This is a genomic window from Nitrincola nitratireducens, from assembly GCF_000585235.1.
GTDB classification, from domain to species: Bacteria; Pseudomonadota; Gammaproteobacteria; order Pseudomonadales; family Balneatricaceae; genus Nitrincola; species Nitrincola alkalisediminis.
Window position 1 is genome coordinate 41,382 of record NZ_AONB01000005.1, and the last position, 18,867, is coordinate 60,248.

Sequence of the window (18,867 nt, forward strand, 5' to 3'; positions counted from 1 at the left end):
GTGTTTTTTCATTACTTTGCAGCTTCGTACGCAGCAACCGAATCTAGAATGGCTTGACGAGCCGCAGCAGCATCAGACCAGCCTTCAACTTTAACCCACTTTCCGACTTCTAACTTTTTGTAGTTTTCGAAGAAATGAGCGATACGGTCTTTCGTAAGTTGTGGCAGATCGTTGATGTCTTGAATGTCGTTGTATGCTTGAGACAGCTTTTGATGAGGAACAGCAACCAGTTTGGCATCTTCACCCGCTTCATCTGTCATGTTCAGAATCCCGACAGGACGGCAGCGCACGACAGAGCCTACAGCAACAGGGTAAGGCGTGATCACCAATACATCCAACGCATCACCGTCATCGGCTAGGGTGTTGTTAATGTATCCATAGTTGGCAGGATAGAACATCGGCGCAGCCATGAAGCGATCAACAAATACGGCATCAGAGTCTTTGTCGATTTCGTATTTGACAGGAGAGCTTTCTGCCGGAATCTCAATAACAACATAGATGTCATTGGGTAGATCTTTTCCAGAAGGTACGTTAACGAAACTCATCGGATAGTTCCTTTAGATTGAAAGTCAATAATAAAATGATATTACTGGCATTATAAAGATAATGCCGTGAGCCTGATATAAGACTAATGATCAGTCATTCTTATTCGCTTGATGGTATTCCAGCAGTGTGTCTACCTCGTTGCGTGAGCCTAAGGCAACGGAAACGCGTTGATGAATCGCGTCTGGTTGAATTTCCATAATGCGTGAGTAGCAGGTGCTGGATTTTCCACCTGCCTGTTCAATTAGCATACTCATGGGGTTGCCTTCATACATCAAACGCAATTTTCCAGGCTTTTGGGGTTCGCGAGAATCCCAAGGATATGTGAAAATGCCGCCACGGGTCAGAATGCGGTGCACTTCGGCAACCATGGAGGCGACCCAGCGCATGTTAAAGTTTCTACCACGACTGCCTTCCGATCCTGCAAGAAGATCGTCAATGTAATTGCGCATGCCAGGTTCCCAAAAGCGCTGGTTAGACATGTTGATCGCAAATTCGGACGTGTCAGCGGGAATGGTGACGTCTTCATGCGTGAGTAAGAAGTCACCAGTGTGTGCGAGTGTAAACATGTTGACACCATCACCCGTGGTAAGTGACAGCACAGCCGATGGACCATAGAGAACATAACCCGCCGCTAGCTGTTGCACACCGGGTTGTAAAAATAAATCAACGGAGTTTTCATGCACACCTGCCGGCACTTCAAGAATGGAGAAGATGGTGCCGACCGAAACGTTAATATCAATATTGGATGACCCGTCTAGGGGATCAAATGTCACTAGAAAGCGTCCATCTGAGTTTCCAAAAACAGGAAAGTCTTCTTCTTCTGAAGCAACGCCTCTAACGATAGGGTTGTCCAGTAATACTTTTTTCAAAACTTCATTGGCAATGATATCCAGTTTTTTCTGGGTTTCACCTTGAATGTTGGTGTTGTCGGAGACGCCTAGCACACCTGCAAGCTCACCCTCACGTAGCTGTAAAGCGATTTCCTTACAGGCCAGCATTAATGTATCGATGAGTTCAATCAGTTCAGAATCAATTTTTTTGTGCTTTAAGAAATTGCTCAGAAGTTGCATTGCGTTCCATGTCCCCAGATTAGTCAGTCGGTATCAAATTTTAAACCCCATTATTTTAAGCGATTTTGCATGAAAATGCATGATAAATACGGGCCGTCAGTGATCAAAAAACAGATGTTTTATTGGTTTCGATGGCAGAAAAGAACAGGTGAAAACTGTTATGATGATCTCAATTTAATGTTGAGGATTATTTGGCTGTGCATATTCATATATTAGGCATTTGCGGGACCTTCATGGGCTCTTTGGCGATACTTGCGCGTCAACTAGGGCATAAAGTGACGGGTTCAGATACACATGTCTACCCACCCATGAGCACTCAGCTTAAGGATCAGGGTATTGAGGTAATTGAAGGGTATGATCCGGAACAACTCAATCCTGCACCGGATCAAGTTGTTATTGGTAATGCGATGTCGAGGGGAAACCCTTGTGTTGAATATGTATTGGAAAAAGGACTGTCGTATACCTCAGGACCGCAATGGTTACACGACCATGTGCTCCGTGATCGTTGGGTCTTGGCGGTTGCAGGGACTCATGGCAAAACAACCACGGCGAGTATGTTAGCTTGGATTTTAGATCAGGCAGGAATGGCGCCAGGATTTCTTATCGGTGGTGTTCCTAAGGGATTTACGACCTCGGCTCGCATGGGCGAAACTCCGTTTTTTGTTATTGAGGCCGATGAGTACGATACCGCTTTTTTTGATAAGCGTTCGAAGTTTGTTCACTATAGACCCAGAACGTTGATCATGAATAACTTAGAGTATGATCATGCGGATATCTTTCCGGATCTAAGTGCAATCCAACGTCAGTTTCATCACTTGCTGCGTCTGATTCCGGCCAGCGGGCAAATCGTATGTCCGGCTGATGATGTCAATCTAGAGCAGGTTTTATCAATGGGCTGCTGGAGTGAAGTGGTTAAAACAGGATTGGTGCAAGGGGCAATCCAAGCGCGTTTACTTAGCCAGGATGGGCGGGGTTTCTCTGTCGTTGTTGGTGGAGAGGATCTTTGTGATGTCCATTGGTCATTGACGGGGCATCATAATGTGTTAAATGGTTTAAATGCCATGATGGCGGCCCATCATGTAGGCGTCACCTTTCCTCATGCAGCTGAGGCCTTGTCGAGCTTTCCGGGTGTCAAACGAAGAATGGAGTTGCTGGCTGAAGTCAATCAAATCAGAGTGTATGACGATTTTGCACATCATCCAACAGCAATTAAAACAACGCTTGAGGGTGCACGTGCGCATATCGGATCTCGGCCTTTGTTCGCATCATAGAGCCTCGCTCCAACACGATGAGGATGGGTGTGCATCAACATGCGCTTGTCGAATCGGTTGCCGCAGCTGACCGCGTTTTTTGGTTCCAACCCACTGGAACCGATTGGTCTTTGAAGACGCTCGTTGAAAAAAGTCCCGTTGCTTCAGAGGTGCATGATTCGTTGGCTGAGCTGGTCTCTGCTGTGCTTGGCGCGGTGACACTTGGCACAGACATTGTCGTGATGTCGAATGGTGGTTTTGGCGGTGTTCATCAGAAGCTGATTGACGCGTTAAATGGAGTCTTAAAATGAGTGAGGTGTTTGCGCGGCGAGTGTCACTGGCGATTACGGGCGCCTCTGGTGTGCAATATGCATTGCGTCTTCTTGAATGCTTGGTGGCAGCGGATTGCCAAGTATTTTTGATGATCTCTAAAGCGGCACAGGTGGTGGTAGCGACTGAGACGACGCTCGGATTGCCGGGTGCGGCTGAGCAGCAGGAGATATTCCTGTCTGCTAAATATCAAGCGCGCTCAGGGCAAATTAAGGTTTTTGGTCGTGAACAGTGGATGGCTCCCGTGGCGTCAGGCTCGGGTGCACCCTCCTCGATGGTGATTTGCCCCTGTAGTACAGGCACGTTATCGGCCATTGCTTGTGGAGCCAGTAATAACCTCATTGAACGTGCGGCTGATGTGGCGTTAAAAGAGCGTCGCCAATTAATATTAGTGCCCAGGGAGGCGCCTTTTTCTGAAATTCATCTCGAAAATATGTTGAAATTATCAAGGATGGGGGCAGTGGTCTTGCCGGCTTGTCCTGGCTTTTATCATCAGCCGACAACAATCGACGATTTGATTGATTTTGTGGTTGCAAGAATCTTATCTCAACTAGGTTTGGAGCATGCTCTTTTACCGCGTTGGGGCGAAAAATACATTTAACTCAATTTCTGGGCTGTGCATTCTGTTTGTTGAATCGTTAGAATGGCTCGTAAAATATTGTTGTGCGGAATATACACTGATGTCGCGAATACTTGCGTTAGATACGTCAACGGATGCTTGCTCAGTCGCTCTTTTAAACGGAGATGAGCTGACGCAGGAGTTTCGAATAGAGCCAAGACGTCATACCCATCTCTTATTGCCAATGGTGCAGTCTATATTAGCATCCTCGTCTTTAAGGCTTGAGGATCTTGATGCGATTGCGTTTGGGCGTGGCCCTGGGTCCTTTGCCGGCATCCGAATTGCAACGGGTGTTGCACAAGGATTAGGGTTGGCCGCAGATTTACCTTTGATTCCGGTATCGACACTGGCGGCTATGGCCATAACGGCTCAATCAGCAGCTCAAGGATTGCCCATTTTAACGGCCTTGGATGCGCGTATGGATGAGGTCTATTGGGCACTCATTCGCTTCGATGAAGGGAAAATAGTCTATGAAGTGGAAGAACGCGTGTCTGCACCGAGCGATGTGTATGTGCCCGATTCTTTTTCTCAGGTGATGGGTGTCGGTAGCGGTTGGGTGTATGCCCAAGCGATGGAGTCACTATCCAATGTGAAGTTGGTGCTAAATCAACCTGAGTCTATTTATCCGACGGCTGCAGCGATGCTCACCCTAGCCAAAGCGTTGTTTTTAGAGGGACAGGTCAGTCTTGCTGATGAGGTTCGACCTGTATATTTACGTGATGATGTTGCTTGGAAGAAAAAGGATCAACAATGAATGTGAGCGAATGGATTCAAACTATTTTTTTAGCCTTGGTTCAGGGAATCTCTGAGTTTCTACCCATTTCAAGTTCGGCACATTTGATTCTGCCAGCCCAGCTTTGGGGATGGGAGGATCAAGGCTTAGCGTTTGATGTGGGGGTGCATTTGGGAACCCTAGTTGCCGTTGTGGTGTATTTTAGACAGGATATTCTCTCGTTATTTAAAGCTTGGCTTTTGTCTCTTAAAGGTGTTTCCTCCACTGAAGGGCTCTTAAGTTGGCTCGTGATATTGGGAACACTCCCAGCCGTGATCGCTGGCGGACTCTTTGTCTCGGCTATTGAGCATTGGGGGCGTTCTATTTTGATTATTGCGGCGACGACCATTATTTTTGGTGCGTTAATGGGTCTAGCGGATCTGTATCGAACCGAGCGCCGCGCTTTAGCTGAGATTAAAATGAAGGATGCCATCTGGATAGGGCTTGCTCAGGCAATGTCGTTGATACCAGGTACTTCTCGCTCAGGTTCTACGATTACGGCAGCGCTTTTGCTGGGTTTTGATCGCCAATCAGCTGCCCGTTTTTCATTCCTATTGTCAATCCCTGTCACGTTTGGTGCTTGTGTCATGATGATGGCTCGCGTGCAAAGCGGAGCAAGTGTCTTACCACTTGAAATGTTGTTTCTGGGGGCTTTAGTCGCTGGGGTAAGCGCCTGGTGTTGTATTCATCTTTTCCTTAAGTGGATTGCAAGCATTGGCATGATGCCGTTTGTCATCTACCGTATGGTATTGGGCGCTGTTCTTTTACTTGTGTATTTCTTTGGAAGTGGTAGTTAGATTTGATGAGTTGCGCTTTAAATCTTGCTTGTACTTGGTTTGATGAGGTCTTTGAGCGGCCAGCTCAAGCGCTGGCGCTTAAGCTGAATGTGCCAGCGAGCGGGCATGAGTGTTTAGATACCAGTGACTATGCCTGCTTGCTCATTGTCGATCAAACGGGGATACAGTTGCAGGTGACGGGTAAAAAGCGGCCGGGCCCCGTTAGAGTTGATTTCGTCTCAGGTGCGGTTGCGCATCGACGTCAATTTGGTGGCGGCACAGGGCAGTTAATTGCCAAGGCCTGTGGCTTGAATAAAGGGGTTCGACCCTTAGTCGTCGATGCGACTGCAGGTTTAGGTCGGGACGCGTTTGTGTTAGCGACCTTGGGGTGCTCTGTTATCCTGCTTGAGCGTTCTGCGTTGGTGTTTGAGCTGCTCAATGATGGTGTCGAGCAAGCACGTCGAGTTTCTGAAATAGCGGAAATCGTTGAACGTATGACGTGCAAAGAGGTGGACTCAATCGAGTGGTTGAATTCCTTGAGCTCAGAGGATAAGCCAGATGTCGTGTATCTTGATCCAATGTTTCCCCACACCGAAAAATCGGCGCAGGTAAAAAAGGAAATGCTCTTGTTTCGCAGTCTCGTTGGGCAAGATAACGATGCGGCGGCTTTATTGGAGGCTGCCCTTAAAGCGGCACGTTACCGAGTTGTCGTCAAACGTCCACGAAAGGCACCTTGTGTCGAGGGTACGCCTCCAACCTATCAGTTGGAGGGAAAATCCTGCCGTTACGATATTTATGCGTTAAAAAAGTTTGACTGACAGCTACTAGTGACGTGTCTCTAATAGAAGTTTAGCCTTATCGGTAAGGTGTTTTGACAGAATGCGCTCGCACAATCTCAAAATAGGCCTTAAGGGTCTTGAGGGTTGCAGAATGCCCTCATATGCGACAAGCAGTTGATGTTCCAATAGTTGATTGATAAAGCTCTCCAGAACACGTTTATCCGCATATTCTGGAGCATGGAAGCCGAACATGTCGTGTATCTCAATGGCTAAAGCCTGTGTGCGCGCAATCAGTTCATCCGCTTTAGCAGGCGCTTTTTTTGCCTGCAGGGTCAGTAGCAATAGGTATTGTCTCAATAAAATCGGCTCAACGAGTCGCATCAGGTGTATCGAGATCGTTGGCTGTTCAGAAGAAAGCAGCCCAAAGTCATTTAGCGCTTGATACGCCATTTGCACAGAGCGCAAAGGCTCTGCGGATTCAGTATTTAAGCTCAGTTCAGCGGCAAGGAATGGGTAAACAGCCAGCATGAGCTGCAGGCGTTTTAGGTGGGATGTCTTGGGTAATCGACGGAGGACAAGCAGCCATAAGCCGGGTAGGGCGAACTCGTGCAACAACATGTTTCGATAAAACGTTAACTTAGCAGCCTGCCCTTCATTGACCGTAACAAAAGCCCCATTTCTGATGATTTGATGACGGTCGATGGCATCTTGACACCATTGCTGGATAGGCAATTCTGCAGATGGGTGATCGGGCAATAGGAATGCGTAGAGTTCGCGAATACGCTGCGTTAAGTCATTTTCGGCGATAGATAGGTTGGGTGTGCTCAAAAGCAAAGTCGCGATAAGGCTCATTGGCATTGGTACGGATGCCGCATTGATTCGGCTCATAACAAGATGAGCAATGGCGTGCACACGTTGTTCAGAGGGCAGGTGGCTCACATCATCAGGAAGAACCGCTTCACCTATGTTTAAGGAAACCTTGCCGTAGGATTGAAACAAAATCCGTGCAGACTTGAGTGTGCCGATTAAGCTCTCTTTCTTTTTTTTCTGACCGGATAATTCTTGTTGATAGCTATGACTTTCAACCAATCGATCATAGCCAATCCAAACGGGGATAAAGGCGATTGGACGAGTGGGGAGCTGGCTTGCTGCGTCCAATGTCATATCAAGCAGACCTGTTTTGGCTGGCAATAGACGTCCTGTTCGGCTGCGTCCACCTTCAACAAAGTATTCAATACTATGGCCGCGCTGCATCATTAAAATTAGATAGCGACGGAAAAGCGTTGAGTAATCGCGATCCCCTTTAAATTGCCGCCGGATAAAAATAGCCCCTCCTTGACGCAGAAGCTTGCCCACAATGGGAATGTTCAAGTTATCCCCAGCGACCACATGGGGGACCATCAGTCCGTTTTGGTAGAGCAGCCAGGAAAGTAATATATAATCTAAATGACTGCGATGACAAGGAAGGTAAACGAGGTTATGGGTTAATGCCAGTTTTTGCAGTGACTCAATCCCACTCAAGTTGATCTCTTGATAGAGGCGCTTCAACATAAACGCGATCATACGATTAAGCACTCTCGCGGTTTGAGGGCGAAAATCCGCTATCATTTTGTTGAGCTGAGCTCGCAAGGCTGCTTCTGTTTTTATAATGGATTTGGGTGACTCTTGTGCATGCCGATAAATAATGTTCTGAATGTCGTGCGACATGATGACTTGGTTGATGAGTGCACGTTTGCTCGATAGGTCAGGGCCAAGAATCGCTTGTTGTGTACGCTGAAAATGTTCACTGAGCAACCAAATGCAGCGTTGAAGTATGACCAGTGACGAAATGCCCGGTTGACTGATATCACGTAAATGTAAGGGTTCGTCAATACGAATGAGTGTGGATCGGCCTTTTATCAAAAGGTTAAACCAAGAGAGAAAAGGCGTTGGTTTTGTCCAACTCTCATTGAAGAGTGTCATTAACTTAGTCGGTTGACTCGCTGGCATATGGCCGACGAGCAGCGTGATGGGTTGTAGCAGAATCTCATCATCCGATTGACTCAATTGTCGATCAATCAATTTCTCAAGGCTTAGCGTGCTTTGAGTATGAAGCGCGTTTACGTCAATAAGTTGCTCCGAACAAAAACGAACCCCTTGCGCTTCTAGCCACTGGGCCAAAATCAACCTATTAACTGAGGATGCATGCTCCAGTACATAATACACCTGAGCGTTTCGCTGCAGCTTATCTTGACCTATGACCCGAATACGCGTTAATAGTCGGATGAAGTATCGGTTAATAGACGTCAAAACAGTCATAAAGAGGCTCAGTAGTGAGGAGGTAGTTGATCAACCAGTGGCTCGGAACCGACACTGAGCTCGTTCAGACGGTTGTTGAGATGGATTAATGAGTGCGTCAGTCGCTCAATTTCTTTTTCTTGACGAGCGATGATGCTGCTAAGCTGGTCAATCGCATCTTCCTGGAATGCCACTCGGCTTTCTAAATCCTGCATACGCGTCAGTTCGGACATGTTGATGTACCTGTCATTTAGGTGTCAATAATTGAATAAGGTTAGACCATTCTCTATATCGTGCTCATAACGCATTGAAAAAAGGTGTAAACTACGATATACCTGCAGGTTGTAATTCTGTTGTGCATACCTTGTTGGGTAAAGCAACAGGTGTAGATGTGTATTGTATCTAAATTCTAAGTATTAAAAAGTGAAAGAGATAAGATAGATGAGTGGTAATCAATTGATCAAAAATAGTATTGTGAGTGGTGTTGTTGCCGTTATTGTTGCGGTTGTGGTAAGCCTATTGGCAGATAATCTGTACCTAGTGTTGGCGATTACATTTGCTTTGGTGTTTGGTGCGGGGTTTATTCAGGCGAGCTCATTGTCGAACGCATCCGCTGTACAAAATACGCTTGATGAAGATGACGACTTTATCAGCGAAGATGACGATCGAGAGGCTGGAGCGGTCAAGTGGTTTAACGCCTCAAAAGGATTTGGCTTTATTACACGGGATAACGGCGATGATGTGTTTGTCCATTTTAGAAATATCCGTGGCAGAGGACATCGCTCATTGGCTGAAGGGCAAAAAGTTCGTTTTTATGTTCGCCAGAGTGACAAAGGTTTGCAAGCGGAAGATGTGTCGATTGTAAAAGTCTGATGTTCTTTAGGCAAAAAAAGCGAGATTGAGTTCTCGCTTTTTTTTGTCTAAAAATCAGCGTTGGTTTTAAGGTTTTTTACAGTTGGGACGCTGTCCACTGCGAATCGCTTGTTCGTAAGCCTGCATTGCGCTTGGCATTGCATTCTCAAGTGTTCGAATTCGATTGTTAGGGCCTGGGTGGGTGGATAGAAATTCAATGGGGGCTGTGCTCGCTTTTGCGGCCATGTTTTGCCAAAGGTTGATGCTCTGTCGTGGATCAAAACCCGCCCGTGCCATTAAATCCAGTCCGATGAGATCAGCTTCGGTTTCGTGTTGCCGAGAAAAGGGTAAAAGAATGCCGACCTGAGTGCCAATACCTAACGCGGCAAGGAGTTGGTCATTGGGTTTGTCACGATTGGCAAGGATGCCGGATAGCACGGCGACACCCATCTGAGTGGCGAAGTCAGCCGAAACACGCTCATTTCCGTGCTTGGCGACAACATGCGCAATTTCGTGACCAATCACGGCGGCCAATTGATCGGGAGTTTCAGCTAGGTCGATCATGCCCTTATAAACGCCAATTTTTCCACCCGGTAGTGCAAATGCATTGGGTGTGGGCGAATCAAACACTTCCACTTCCCAGCTCCCTTGAATATTGTTGGCACGCAACAACTGATTGGTAATGCATTGGACGTAATTGCGGGTCGAGGCATGCTTTAAGACTTTTTCTTCCTGTTTTAATTGCTCAAAGCTCGTACTGCCCATTTGTGCCAGCTGTTGCTCATTAAAAAGCGTAAATTGAGAGCGTCCAGTCGGCGAAGTGGCACAGGCAACCGTAAGGCTAAGTATGCAGCTAATGGATGCTGCCTGAAAAAAACGCTTAAGCATTTAATCACTCCAAATCAATATATGCCGCTTAGTATAGCCTCACAAGCTGACTGGAAAATGAATGTCTTTGTTTACCTGTTGATAGGTCGGAAGGGGCGTCAGCGTCTGTTTAAGTGGCCCAAGGAGACTTAATTAAATGAATTGAGCTTTTTCAGAGTGATGTTGTGCTGTGATACACTTTGATATAGGCGTTTGAAGAGCGTTTGAGTTATAAAGCTAATCCTTAATATCCATTTGTTTAGAAGAGGTCGCCACTGAATGCTACTGATGATCGACAATTACGACAGCTTCACTTGGAACTTAGTGCACTATTTTCGTGAGCTAGGTGAGCAAGTCGAGGTCTATCGTAATGATCAACTCACGCTGACAGAAGCTGAACAGCTTAATCCTGCGGCTCTGGTTATCTCTCCAGGCCCCTGTACACCAGACCAATCAGGGATATCAATGCAAGCCATTCAACGCTTTGCAAACAAAATCCCTGTGCTGGGCGTGTGTTTGGGGCACCAAAGTCTGGGGCAAGTCTTTGGTGCCAACGTGCAGAGGGCGGCCAAAGTAATGCATGGCAAAACGTCTCTGGTATATCACGAAGGACAAGGAGTGTTTCAAGGCTTGAATAATCCTCTTAGAGTGACACGTTATCACTCGTTGGTTGTTGATCATAAAAGCCTTCCTGATTGCTTTGAAGTAACGGCGTGGACGGCACATGAAGATGGTTCAGTTGATGAAATTATGGGAATCAGGCATATTCCATCCGGTGCCGAAGGTGTTCAGTTCCATCCTGAGTCCATTTTAACGGAGCAGGGGCATGAGTTGCTGGCCAATTTCCTTCGAAAGATAAAAAGTACCACTTAATCGGTTTACGGAGATTTGATCCATGAATATACAGCAGGCACTGGCTAGGGTTGTTGAGCACTTAGATTTAAGTCGTGCTGAAATGGTAGATGTCATGCGTCAAGTCATGACGGGTCAGTGCACCGAGTCTCAGATCACGGCATTCTTGGTTGCATTGAGAATGAAGAGTGAGTCCATCGACGAAATTACGGGGGCTGCTCAGGTGATGCGAGAGTTGGCTGTGCCAGTGACGCCCAAGACGGAAAAGCGCTTAGTTGATATTGTTGGAACGGGCGGAGATGGTGCCAATCTTTTCAATATATCGTCTGCTTCGGCTTTCGTTGCCGCAGCGGCAGGTGTCAAGGTTGCCAAGCATGGAAATCGTGCCGTATCGTCCAGCAGCGGTAGTGCCGATGTGCTGGAGTCATCGGGGATTTTTTTGGGGATTACGCCTGATGAAGTTGCACAGTGCATCGATGAAGTCGGAGTCGGTTTTATGTTTGCGCCTTCCCATCATGGTGCGATGAAGCATGCCATCGGTGCCCGAAAGTCTCTAGGCTTGCGGACATTGTTTAACATATTAGGTCCGATGACCAATCCGGCTGGGGTCAAGCACCAGGTGATCGGGGTGTTTAGTGAAAAGCTTTGTCGACCTATGGCTGAGGTGATGCAGCAGTTAGGGGCTGAGCATATTTTGGTCGTGCATGCAGACGATGGTTTAGATGAAATTAGTTTGGCCACGCATACGCATGTAGCTGAGCTTAAGGATGGGCAAGTGACGGAATACTCGATAACACCTGAAGATCTCGGTGTTGACAGTCAAAGTCTCATAGGTTTGGAAGTCAAGAGCGCGGCTGATTCGCTCCTGATAATACAGAATGCATTTTCCGGTGGTGTGGATAAAGTCTCAATTAAAGCCAAAAGCATTATCGCACTGAATGCTGGTGCAGCTATTTGGTTGGGTGGTGAAGCGGATTCACACCAAGATGGTGTCGTTAAAGCCTTTGAAATGATGGATCAAGGGCTAGCACTGAAAAAAATGACAGCGTTAGCTGAGTTTAGTCAACAATTTAATAAGGGTGAGTCATGAGCGATACGCCAACCATCTTAAAAAAAATCATCGCGCGCAAGCATGAAGAGGTTGCCGAACGCTCGGCTCAGGTCAGTATTGATGCTCTGAAGGCTAAAATAGAGGCGCAAAAAGGCACAGAGTTCGAGCCCAGAGGGTTTGTTCAGGCGCTGGAGTCGGCGTTGTCGGAAGGACGATCTGCCATTATTGCGGAGGCAAAAAAAGCCAGCCCATCTAAAGGTGTGATTCGAGAAGACTTCAACCCTGCCGACATCGCCATCAGTTATGAAAAAGCAGGTGCCAGTTGTTTGTCGGTACTTACTGATGTAGATTTTTTTCAAGGGGCTGACGAATATCTCCAGCAAGCGAGAAATGCATGTCGACTACCCGTGATACGTAAAGACTTTATTGTAGACCCTTATCAGATCTATGAAGCCAGAGTATTGGGTGCCGATTGTATCTTGTTGATCGTCGCGGCGCTGACGGATGAGCAGTTGCGTGATCTGTCGGCTTTGACGCAGGCGTTGGGAATGGATGTTTTGGTTGAGGTTCATGGTGCAGAGGAGCTGCAGCGCGCATTACCCTTAAATACACGTCTGCTAGGCATTAATAACCGGGATTTGCACAGTTTTGAGGTTTCTTTGAACAATACCTTCAGTCTGTTGGAGCAGATACCAACCGATCGTATTGTTGTCACTGAGAGCGGTATCGTCACACCGGATGATGTGCGTTTGATGCGTTCGCATCAGGTGAATGCCTTTTTAGTCGGGGAGGCGTTTATGCGAGCCGATGACCCCGGTCATGAATTACAACGCCTTTTTGCATAAGGTTTGAACTGGATGATTAAATTATGAAAGCAAGCGTAAAATGGGATGGCGATCTTCGCTTTAAGGGCACCAGCGGCAGCGGATTTGATGTCATGATTGATGCAGATCTGCAGCAAGGGCCTCGACCTATGGAGCTGATGCTGCTTGGATTAGGCGGCTGTACGAGTTTTGATGTGGTAAAAATACTGCAAAAATCGCGGCAAGATGTCACGGATTGCGTTGCGGAAATAGAGTCTGAACGTGCAGACGCTGTGCCTGCCGTCTTCACCAAAATACACGTTCATTTTATTGTAACTGGTAAAGGCCTAAAAGAGTCACATGTGAGTCGTGCTGTGACCTTATCGGCTGAACAGTACTGCTCAGCCTCTTTGATGCTGGAAAAGGGTGGTGTTGAGATTACGCACAGCTTTGAGATTCGAGAAGCTTGACAATATAGCCTGTTTTGCTGTTGTAAATAAAAACTTGACAGCGTAGAATATGGCTCCGTTTTATTTTATTAACTCCTTGCTTTCGGTGACACCAAACGTGTGATCTGAGGGCTGTAAAACCGTAAGGAGCAACAATGCGTCATTACGAAATCGTGTTTCTGGTTCACCCGAATCAGAGCGAGCAGGTTCCAGCAATGCTGGAGCGTTACAAAAATTTGATCGAAGGTGCTGAAGGCGCTATTCATCGTCTGGAAGATTGGGGCCGTCGTCAAATGGCTTACCCAATCAACAATGCTCATAAAGCGCACTATGTTCTTATGAACATTGAATGCAACCAGGAAACCCTGGACGAGCTTGAAAGTCTTTTCCGTTACAACGATGCTGTTTTGCGTAGCATGATCATTCGTTGTAAAGAAGCGATCACTGAAATCTCTCCTATCAAAGCAGCAGAGTCTCGTGAAGAGCGTAAGCCACGTCGTGAAGACCGTGGTGACCGTCAGTCAAGAGATCATGACTCAAGCGATATTGATGTCGATGCTGATGAGCAGGAAACTGCTGAAGATTAATTCCATTTTTTAGGAGAGTTAACATGGCCCGTTTTTTTCGTCGCCGTAAGTTTTGTCGCTTCACCGCTGAAGGTGTTTCACAAATCGATTATAAAGATTTAGAAACATTGAAAGCCTACATTACTGAAACTGGTAAAATTGTACCAAGCCGTATTACTGGCACTAAAGCACGTTACCAGCGTCAGTTGGCAACAGCGATTAAACGCGCGCGTTACATCGCATTGCTGCCGTATACTGACGGTCACCAGTAGAAAGGGTTCTCGCCATGATGCGTACCCTTGCAGAAGTGATTATGAAGGGGCGTAATCAGGCGATCATGGTGGTTGTTATTGCGGCCATGCTGCCATTGCTCTATTGGGTAAGTGCAGCAGCCGTAAGTCTGATCACTCTGAGAAGGGGTGTGTCGGATGCGTTAAAGATTTTAATCTGGGCATTACTGCCAGCCATTGCATGGGTGCTTTCGGGTGATCCCAGTGCGGCCGTAGTTATCGTTAGCAGTTTTGTACTGGCAACGGTATTACGGACAACGTCAAGTTGGCAGCAAGTGTTAATCGCAGTTGTACCCATGGGTATTGTTGTGAGTTTTCTACTTGAGCTAGGGTTAGGATCTTTGCTGGATCAAATTGTTGAGGTAGCTCGTCAGCTGGTTACTCAACGCAGTGCTGCCAATCCTGCATCTGCTCTAAACGGGTTTTCGGACGAAAATATACGAAACTTGATTTTGGGCGCCATTACGGCATTTCATGTTGCCGTTGTGTTGGGGTGTTTGATGTTGGCTAGAAGCTGGCAAGCCGGATTGTATAATCCAGGTGGGTTTCAACAAGAGTTTCATTCACTGCGATTGCCACTTGTATTCGCAGTGAGCTTGGTGATCCTTCTGCTTGCCGGAAATGCGTTGCTGCCAAATAGTAGTCGATGGTATGCCTTATTGTTGCTGCCTCTTCTAGTTGCAGGCATCGCTTTGGTTCATGGCGTGGTAGCAAAACGATCACTTGGAAAGACATGGTTGGTGGCTTTATATCTATCAATCGTCTTTATGGGTCCCTATGTAGTTACATTGCTGGTGATTCTCGCGTTGATCGATGCTTTATTAGATCTGCGATCACGAATCCCGGCTGGGAATTAAGACACTGCAACACTATTGCAGAAAAAAGAGGTTTACGAGATGGAAGTTATTCTGCTCGAAAATATTGGTAAGCTCGGAAAACTGGGCGACAAAATATCTGTAAAAAGCGGCTTTGGCCGTAACTACTTGGTTCCTCAAGGTAAAGCAGTTTCTGCTACTGCAGACAACATTGCACGCTTTGAAGAGCGTCGTGCTGAGCTTGAAGCGGCTTCTGCTGCTAAATTAGCCGCTGCAATTGATCGCGCTGAGAAACTGAATGAAATGGAATTGTCTGTTGTCACCAAAGCCGGTGATGAAGGCAAGCTGTTTGGTTCAATTGGTACGCGTGACATTGCTGATGCGATTACAGGTGCAGGTATTGAAGTTTGCAAGAGCGAAGTTCGCTTGCCGTCTGGTACAATTCGTCACATTGGTGAATTCAACATTGGTCTGCAATTGCACCCAGAAGTGAATGCATCTATCAAGTTGGTTGTTGTTGCTGAATAATTCCAGCACCTAGACACAACTCAAGCGTCGTGTAACTCTTCGAGTACACGGCGTTTTTTTGCGTAACGCAAATGCTTGTCTCAGCAATAGACGAGTCGTTACAATGGTTCCCCTTCCAATGCTTCTCTTTCGATTCATATCAGGTACTTATTATGGACTATGCTGATCCTCAACAAGACATCGTTGACCAGATAAAAGCCCCTCCTTTCTCACTCGAAGCTGAGCAATCAGTACTGGGTGGGCTTATGTTGGATAATAATGCATGGGATACCGTCTCCGAGATTTTGGTCGATGGTCACTTTTATCGCTCGGAGCATCGCATTGTCTTCCGAACCATGCAAAAACTGGTAGATGATAGCCGTCCGATCGACGTTGTTACCTTGTCGGAGGAGTTGGATCGCAATGATGATTTAGAACGGGTAGGGGAGCTTGTTTACTTAGTTGAATTGGCGCGTAATACGCCGAGTGCTTCTAACATACGTGCATACGCTGAAATCGTCCGAGATCGTGCATTACTGCGCCAGATGATCAACGTTGCCAATGAAATAGCCGAAAATGCATTTTCACCTCAGGGGCGTGGTTCAGATGAAATCCTGAACGAAGCTGAGCAGAAAATCTTTCAGATCGCAGAGAATCGTCCAAATCAAGGAGGACCTGAGCCGATCAACCCGCTTTTGAAACGGGCCGTGGAGCGCATTGACCATCTGTTTAATAATGCTGACGCCCTCACGGGGGTCACCACAGGTTTTGATGACCTAGATACAAAAACAGGAGGTCTGCAGCCTTCAGACCTAATCATAGTTGCGGCACGTCCTTCTATGGGGAAAACCACATTTGCCATGAACCTGGTTGAGAATGCTCTGATGGGCACGCAACGTCCGGTATTGGTGTTCAGCTTAGAGATGCCTGCAGACCAGTTGGTTACACGTATGTTATCGTCACTAGGTAAAATCGACCAAACCCGTGTTAGAAACGGGCAACTTGTTGAAGAGGATTGGCCGAAGTTAACGGCGGCCGTTAATATGCTCAAGGGAAAGCCCTTGTTTATTGACGACACGGCAGGCATTAGTCCAAATGAAATGCGTAGCCGAGCAAGACGTATTGTCCGAGAACATGGTGATTTGGCGTTAATCATGGTCGACTATTTGCAGTTGATGCAGTTGAAGACGGGCAAAACAGAAGGGCGAACTGCTGAAATTTCGGAGATTTCACGATCCTTAAAGGCGTTGGCTAAAGAAATGCAGTGCCCGGTTGTTGCCTTATCACAGCTGAACCGAAGTCTTGAAAATCGTCCAAATAAACGTCCAGTCAACTCAGATCTAAGGGAGTCAGGAGCGATTGAGCAGGACGCCGACGTCATCATGTTTATCTACCGAGACGAAGTGTATAACGAAGACAGCCCAGAAAAAGGGGTTGCAGAAATCATCATAGGTAAGCAGCGTAATGGCCCGATAGGTACATCACGCTTGGCCTTCATTGGTAAATACACACGCTTTGAAAACTTATCGCATATTCATTACGACTATCCTGAAGACTAAGATTCGCCAGCATCTTTGAATACACGATCTTTAAAGGCATCGGGTAAAAGTGATACTTTTCGGGTCGTGTAGTCAAAAAAGACGACGCCTGTCTTGGCATGAGCGATTTCAACGGCTGTTTTGCGATTGGTGAGTAAATAATAAAAATCGCATCCATATTTGTTGAAGTCGCCCACCGAAATATCTACTTGGATGACATCTCTATGGAAGCCCTCTGCTTTATAAATGATCGCAGAGTCCGTTAGGATAAGTCCAAGTCCTTCGATATCAAGTTCACCGTAACCCAGTTGGTTGAGAAAACGTATGCGGGATTCGTGAATGATTGAGAGAAGTGCATCATTGCTTAAATGCCCGCCATAATTAATGTCACTGATTCGAATCGGTATTTCAGTGCTAAATAGGTAGTTATCTGGCATATCGATTTTGATGCGTGGCATGATTGTTCTTCCTTAGTCATGAGATTTTTCTAACGCAATTTTAATCTATCTATATCATAAAAGTGCGTTGTAACAAGTCAATCTGAACGAGATTAAAGTGAGGTTACAACTCGCACTATGCCCTGGCATAAGGTCGCCAAGTCCTCATCTGTGATTACATAAGGTGGCATGACATAAACCAGTTTTCCAAATGGGCGCACCCAAATGCCTTCTTCAACGAACTTTGGTTGCAAGCGTTTGAGTTCGCAGGGGGCGTTAAGTTCGACGACACCAATACCGCCGAGGCAACGCACATCGGCAACCTTGGGATGATTCTTGAGGATCGCGAGATGTTGCGTTAGTTGAGCTTCAAGCCTTAGGATATTGCTTTTCCAATCCCCCTCAAGCAGTAGCGTTACGCTTTCCAGTGCAATGGCACACGCGAGAGGATTGGCCATAAAGGTTGGACCATGCATGAAGCATCCCGCACCGCCTTGAGAGATGGTTTTGGCAACATGATCGGTGGTCAGTGTTGCAGCTAGGCTAAGATAGCCGCCCGTGAGCGCTTTGCCTAAGCACAGAATATCGGGGGCGATATTGGCGTGTTCGCAAGCAAACAGTTGGCCTGTACGACCAAACCCCGTGGCAATTTCGTCGGCAATGAGCAGGCAGCCATATTGATCGCAGAGGCGTCTGGCATGACGAATATAGTCAGCGGAGTAAAAGCGCATGCCACCAGCACCTTGAACAATCGGTTCCAGAATAAGGGCTGCGGCCTCCGTATGATGCTGCTTGAACGTCCTCTCCAATGCATCTAAATCGGATGCGAGCAGTGCCTCTCCAAAGGGGGTTTCAGGTGCTGGAAGAAAAATTTGACTGGGTAAGGCCCCTTGAAAAATCTGATGCATCCCTGTAACGGGATCGCAGACCGACATAGCGGCAAATGTGTCACCGTGGTAGCCACGACGTAAACTGATGATGCGATTTTTACGGGTATACCCACGCGCTTGCTGATATTGCAAGGCCATCTTGATGGCGACTTCAACACTGACAGAGCCCGAGTCAGAAAAAAACACCTTCTCCAAGCCATCGGGAGTTATCTGCACCAGTTTTTGTGCTAAATCCATCGCTGGCATATGCGTTAAGCCGCCAAACATTACATGTGAAAAAGCATCGATTTGATTTTTAGCGGCTTGATTCAGACGTGGGTGTCCATAGCCATGAATGACAGACCACCAAGACGCCATGCCATCTATTAAGGTTTGGCCGTTGGCCAGTGTGATTCTGACCCCCTTGGCTGAAGTGACGGGATACACCTCAAGCGGGTCCGTCATGGATGAGTAGGGGTGCCAAATGTGCTCACGATCAAAGGCGAGTGCATCTGTGAGTTTTGGATCATGCATAGCGGAGCTCTCAATGGA

General features: G+C 46.9%; 23 protein-coding genes. 16 read left to right on the forward strand and 7 right to left on the reverse strand.

The annotated features are described in order from the left end of the window. Positions 1-11 precede the first annotated feature (11 nt). Positions 12-545, reverse strand: a complete 534-nt coding sequence (gene ppa / locus D791_RS06360) for an inorganic diphosphatase (protein ID WP_036509320.1) — start codon at positions 543-545, stop codon at positions 12-14. A gap of 90 nt (positions 546-635) precedes the next feature. Next, the gene (locus tag D791_RS06365) at positions 636-1,616 is read right to left on the reverse strand and encodes a class 1 fructose-bisphosphatase (RefSeq protein WP_036509322.1); all 981 of its coding nucleotides are present in this window, start codon (positions 1,614-1,616) and stop codon (positions 636-638) included. A 197-nt stretch (positions 1,617-1,813) separates the two neighbouring features. Here D791_RS06365 and mpl point away from each other — a divergent pair, with 197 nt between their 5' ends. The 6 genes from mpl (at position 1,814) to D791_RS06390 (ending at position 6,181) form a co-directional block, all read left to right on the forward strand. Beyond that, a complete protein-coding gene (gene mpl, locus D791_RS06370) occupies positions 1,814-2,887 on the forward strand; it encodes a UDP-N-acetylmuramate:L-alanyl-gamma-D-glutamyl-meso-diaminopimelate ligase (protein ID WP_475095566.1) in 1,074 nt (357 codons plus the stop codon). Between the two features lie 29 nt (positions 2,888-2,916). Beyond that, positions 2,917-3,177, forward strand: coding sequence for a hypothetical protein (locus D791_RS22170; RefSeq protein WP_475095569.1), 261 nt, complete (start codon positions 2,917-2,919; stop codon positions 3,175-3,177). Beyond that, entirely contained in the window at positions 3,174-3,797 is a 624-nt protein-coding gene (locus D791_RS06375) for a flavin prenyltransferase UbiX (RefSeq protein ID WP_036509324.1), read from the forward strand. Before D791_RS22170 ends, D791_RS06375 begins: the two co-directional genes overlap by 4 nt. A 79-nt stretch (positions 3,798-3,876) precedes the next feature. Then, positions 3,877-4,569, forward strand: a complete 693-nt coding sequence (gene tsaB, locus D791_RS06380) for a tRNA (adenosine(37)-N6)-threonylcarbamoyltransferase complex dimerization subunit type 1 TsaB (RefSeq protein ID WP_036509326.1) — start codon at positions 3,877-3,879, stop codon at positions 4,567-4,569. Further along, positions 4,566-5,384 (forward strand): undecaprenyl-diphosphate phosphatase, encoded by an 819-nt coding sequence (locus D791_RS06385; protein ID WP_036509329.1) that lies wholly within the window; start codon positions 4,566-4,568, stop codon positions 5,382-5,384. Before tsaB ends, D791_RS06385 begins: the two co-directional genes overlap by 4 nt. A gap of 5 nt (positions 5,385-5,389) precedes the next feature. After that, entirely contained in the window at positions 5,390-6,181 is a 792-nt protein-coding gene (locus D791_RS06390; protein ID WP_036509331.1) for a class I SAM-dependent methyltransferase, read from the forward strand. 6 nt (positions 6,182-6,187) lie between these two features. Here the strand turns inward: D791_RS06390 and D791_RS06395 are convergent, their stop codons facing one another. Continuing rightward, positions 6,188-8,440, reverse strand: coding sequence for a 1-acyl-sn-glycerol-3-phosphate acyltransferase (locus D791_RS06395; RefSeq protein WP_036509334.1), 2,253 nt, complete (start codon positions 8,438-8,440; stop codon positions 6,188-6,190). Between the two features lie 8 nt (positions 8,441-8,448). Next, complete coding sequence (locus D791_RS06400; RefSeq protein WP_036509336.1) at positions 8,449-8,652, reverse strand: SlyX family protein; 204 nt, start codon at positions 8,650-8,652, stop codon at positions 8,449-8,451. Positions 8,653-8,860: 208 nt separating this feature from the next. Here D791_RS06400 and D791_RS21375 point away from each other — a divergent pair, with 208 nt between their 5' ends. Continuing rightward, a complete protein-coding gene (locus tag D791_RS21375; RefSeq protein WP_036509339.1) occupies positions 8,861-9,292 on the forward strand; it encodes a cold-shock protein in 432 nt (143 codons plus the stop codon). A gap of 66 nt (positions 9,293-9,358) precedes the next feature. On the opposite strand, the gene D791_RS06410 is transcribed toward D791_RS21375, so the two are convergent. Continuing rightward, positions 9,359-10,159 (reverse strand): M48 family metallopeptidase, encoded by an 801-nt coding sequence (locus tag D791_RS06410; RefSeq protein ID WP_036509341.1) that lies wholly within the window; start codon positions 10,157-10,159, stop codon positions 9,359-9,361. A gap of 258 nt (positions 10,160-10,417) precedes the next feature. Between D791_RS06410 and D791_RS06415 the strand changes: the two genes are divergently transcribed. From D791_RS06415 to dnaB, 9 genes are all read left to right on the forward strand, one after another. Further along, on the forward strand, positions 10,418-11,011 hold the full coding sequence (locus D791_RS06415) for an anthranilate synthase component II (protein WP_036509344.1): 594 nt from the start codon (positions 10,418-10,420) through the stop codon (positions 11,009-11,011). 22 nt (positions 11,012-11,033) lie between these two features. Beyond that, a complete protein-coding gene (gene trpD, locus D791_RS06420) occupies positions 11,034-12,080 on the forward strand; it encodes an anthranilate phosphoribosyltransferase (RefSeq protein WP_036509346.1) in 1,047 nt (348 codons plus the stop codon). Beyond that, the gene (gene trpC, locus D791_RS06425) at positions 12,077-12,886 is read left to right on the forward strand and encodes an indole-3-glycerol phosphate synthase TrpC (protein ID WP_036509349.1); all 810 of its coding nucleotides are present in this window, start codon (positions 12,077-12,079) and stop codon (positions 12,884-12,886) included. The genes trpD and trpC overlap by 4 nt, the downstream gene beginning before the upstream one ends. Positions 12,887-12,909: 23 nt before the next feature. After that, positions 12,910-13,314 carry an OsmC family protein gene (locus D791_RS06430; RefSeq protein ID WP_036509350.1) on the forward strand — a complete coding sequence of 135 codons (405 nt, stop codon included), beginning with the start codon at positions 12,910-12,912 and terminating at the stop codon, positions 13,312-13,314. Between the two features lie 134 nt (positions 13,315-13,448). Beyond that, positions 13,449-13,880, forward strand: a complete 432-nt coding sequence (rpsF, locus tag D791_RS06435; protein WP_036509352.1) for a 30S ribosomal protein S6 — start codon at positions 13,449-13,451, stop codon at positions 13,878-13,880. Between the two features lie 23 nt (positions 13,881-13,903). Continuing rightward, positions 13,904-14,131 (forward strand): 30S ribosomal protein S18, encoded by a 228-nt coding sequence (gene rpsR, locus D791_RS06440; RefSeq protein ID WP_036509353.1) that lies wholly within the window; start codon positions 13,904-13,906, stop codon positions 14,129-14,131. Positions 14,132-14,145: 14 nt separating this feature from the next. Next, entirely contained in the window at positions 14,146-15,006 is an 861-nt protein-coding gene (locus D791_RS06445; protein ID WP_237748539.1) for a hypothetical protein, read from the forward strand. A 39-nt stretch (positions 15,007-15,045) separates the two neighbouring features. Continuing rightward, complete coding sequence (gene rplI / locus D791_RS06450; RefSeq protein WP_036509356.1) at positions 15,046-15,492, forward strand: 50S ribosomal protein L9; 447 nt, start codon at positions 15,046-15,048, stop codon at positions 15,490-15,492. A 152-nt stretch (positions 15,493-15,644) separates the two neighbouring features. After that, entirely contained in the window at positions 15,645-17,030 is a 1,386-nt protein-coding gene (gene dnaB / locus D791_RS06455; protein ID WP_089503609.1) for a replicative DNA helicase, read from the forward strand. Here the strand turns inward: dnaB and D791_RS06460 are convergent. Together D791_RS06460 and bioA are read right to left on the reverse strand one after the other, a co-directional pair. Then, positions 17,027-17,467 carry an acyl-CoA thioesterase gene (locus D791_RS06460; RefSeq protein WP_036509358.1) on the reverse strand — a complete coding sequence of 147 codons (441 nt, stop codon included), beginning with the start codon at positions 17,465-17,467 and terminating at the stop codon, positions 17,027-17,029. The genes dnaB and D791_RS06460 overlap by 4 nt on opposite strands. A gap of 92 nt (positions 17,468-17,559) precedes the next feature. Further along, positions 17,560-18,849, reverse strand: coding sequence for an adenosylmethionine--8-amino-7-oxononanoate transaminase (gene bioA / locus D791_RS06465; protein WP_036509360.1), 1,290 nt, complete (start codon positions 18,847-18,849; stop codon positions 17,560-17,562). Positions 18,850-18,867: the final 18 nt, after the last annotated feature.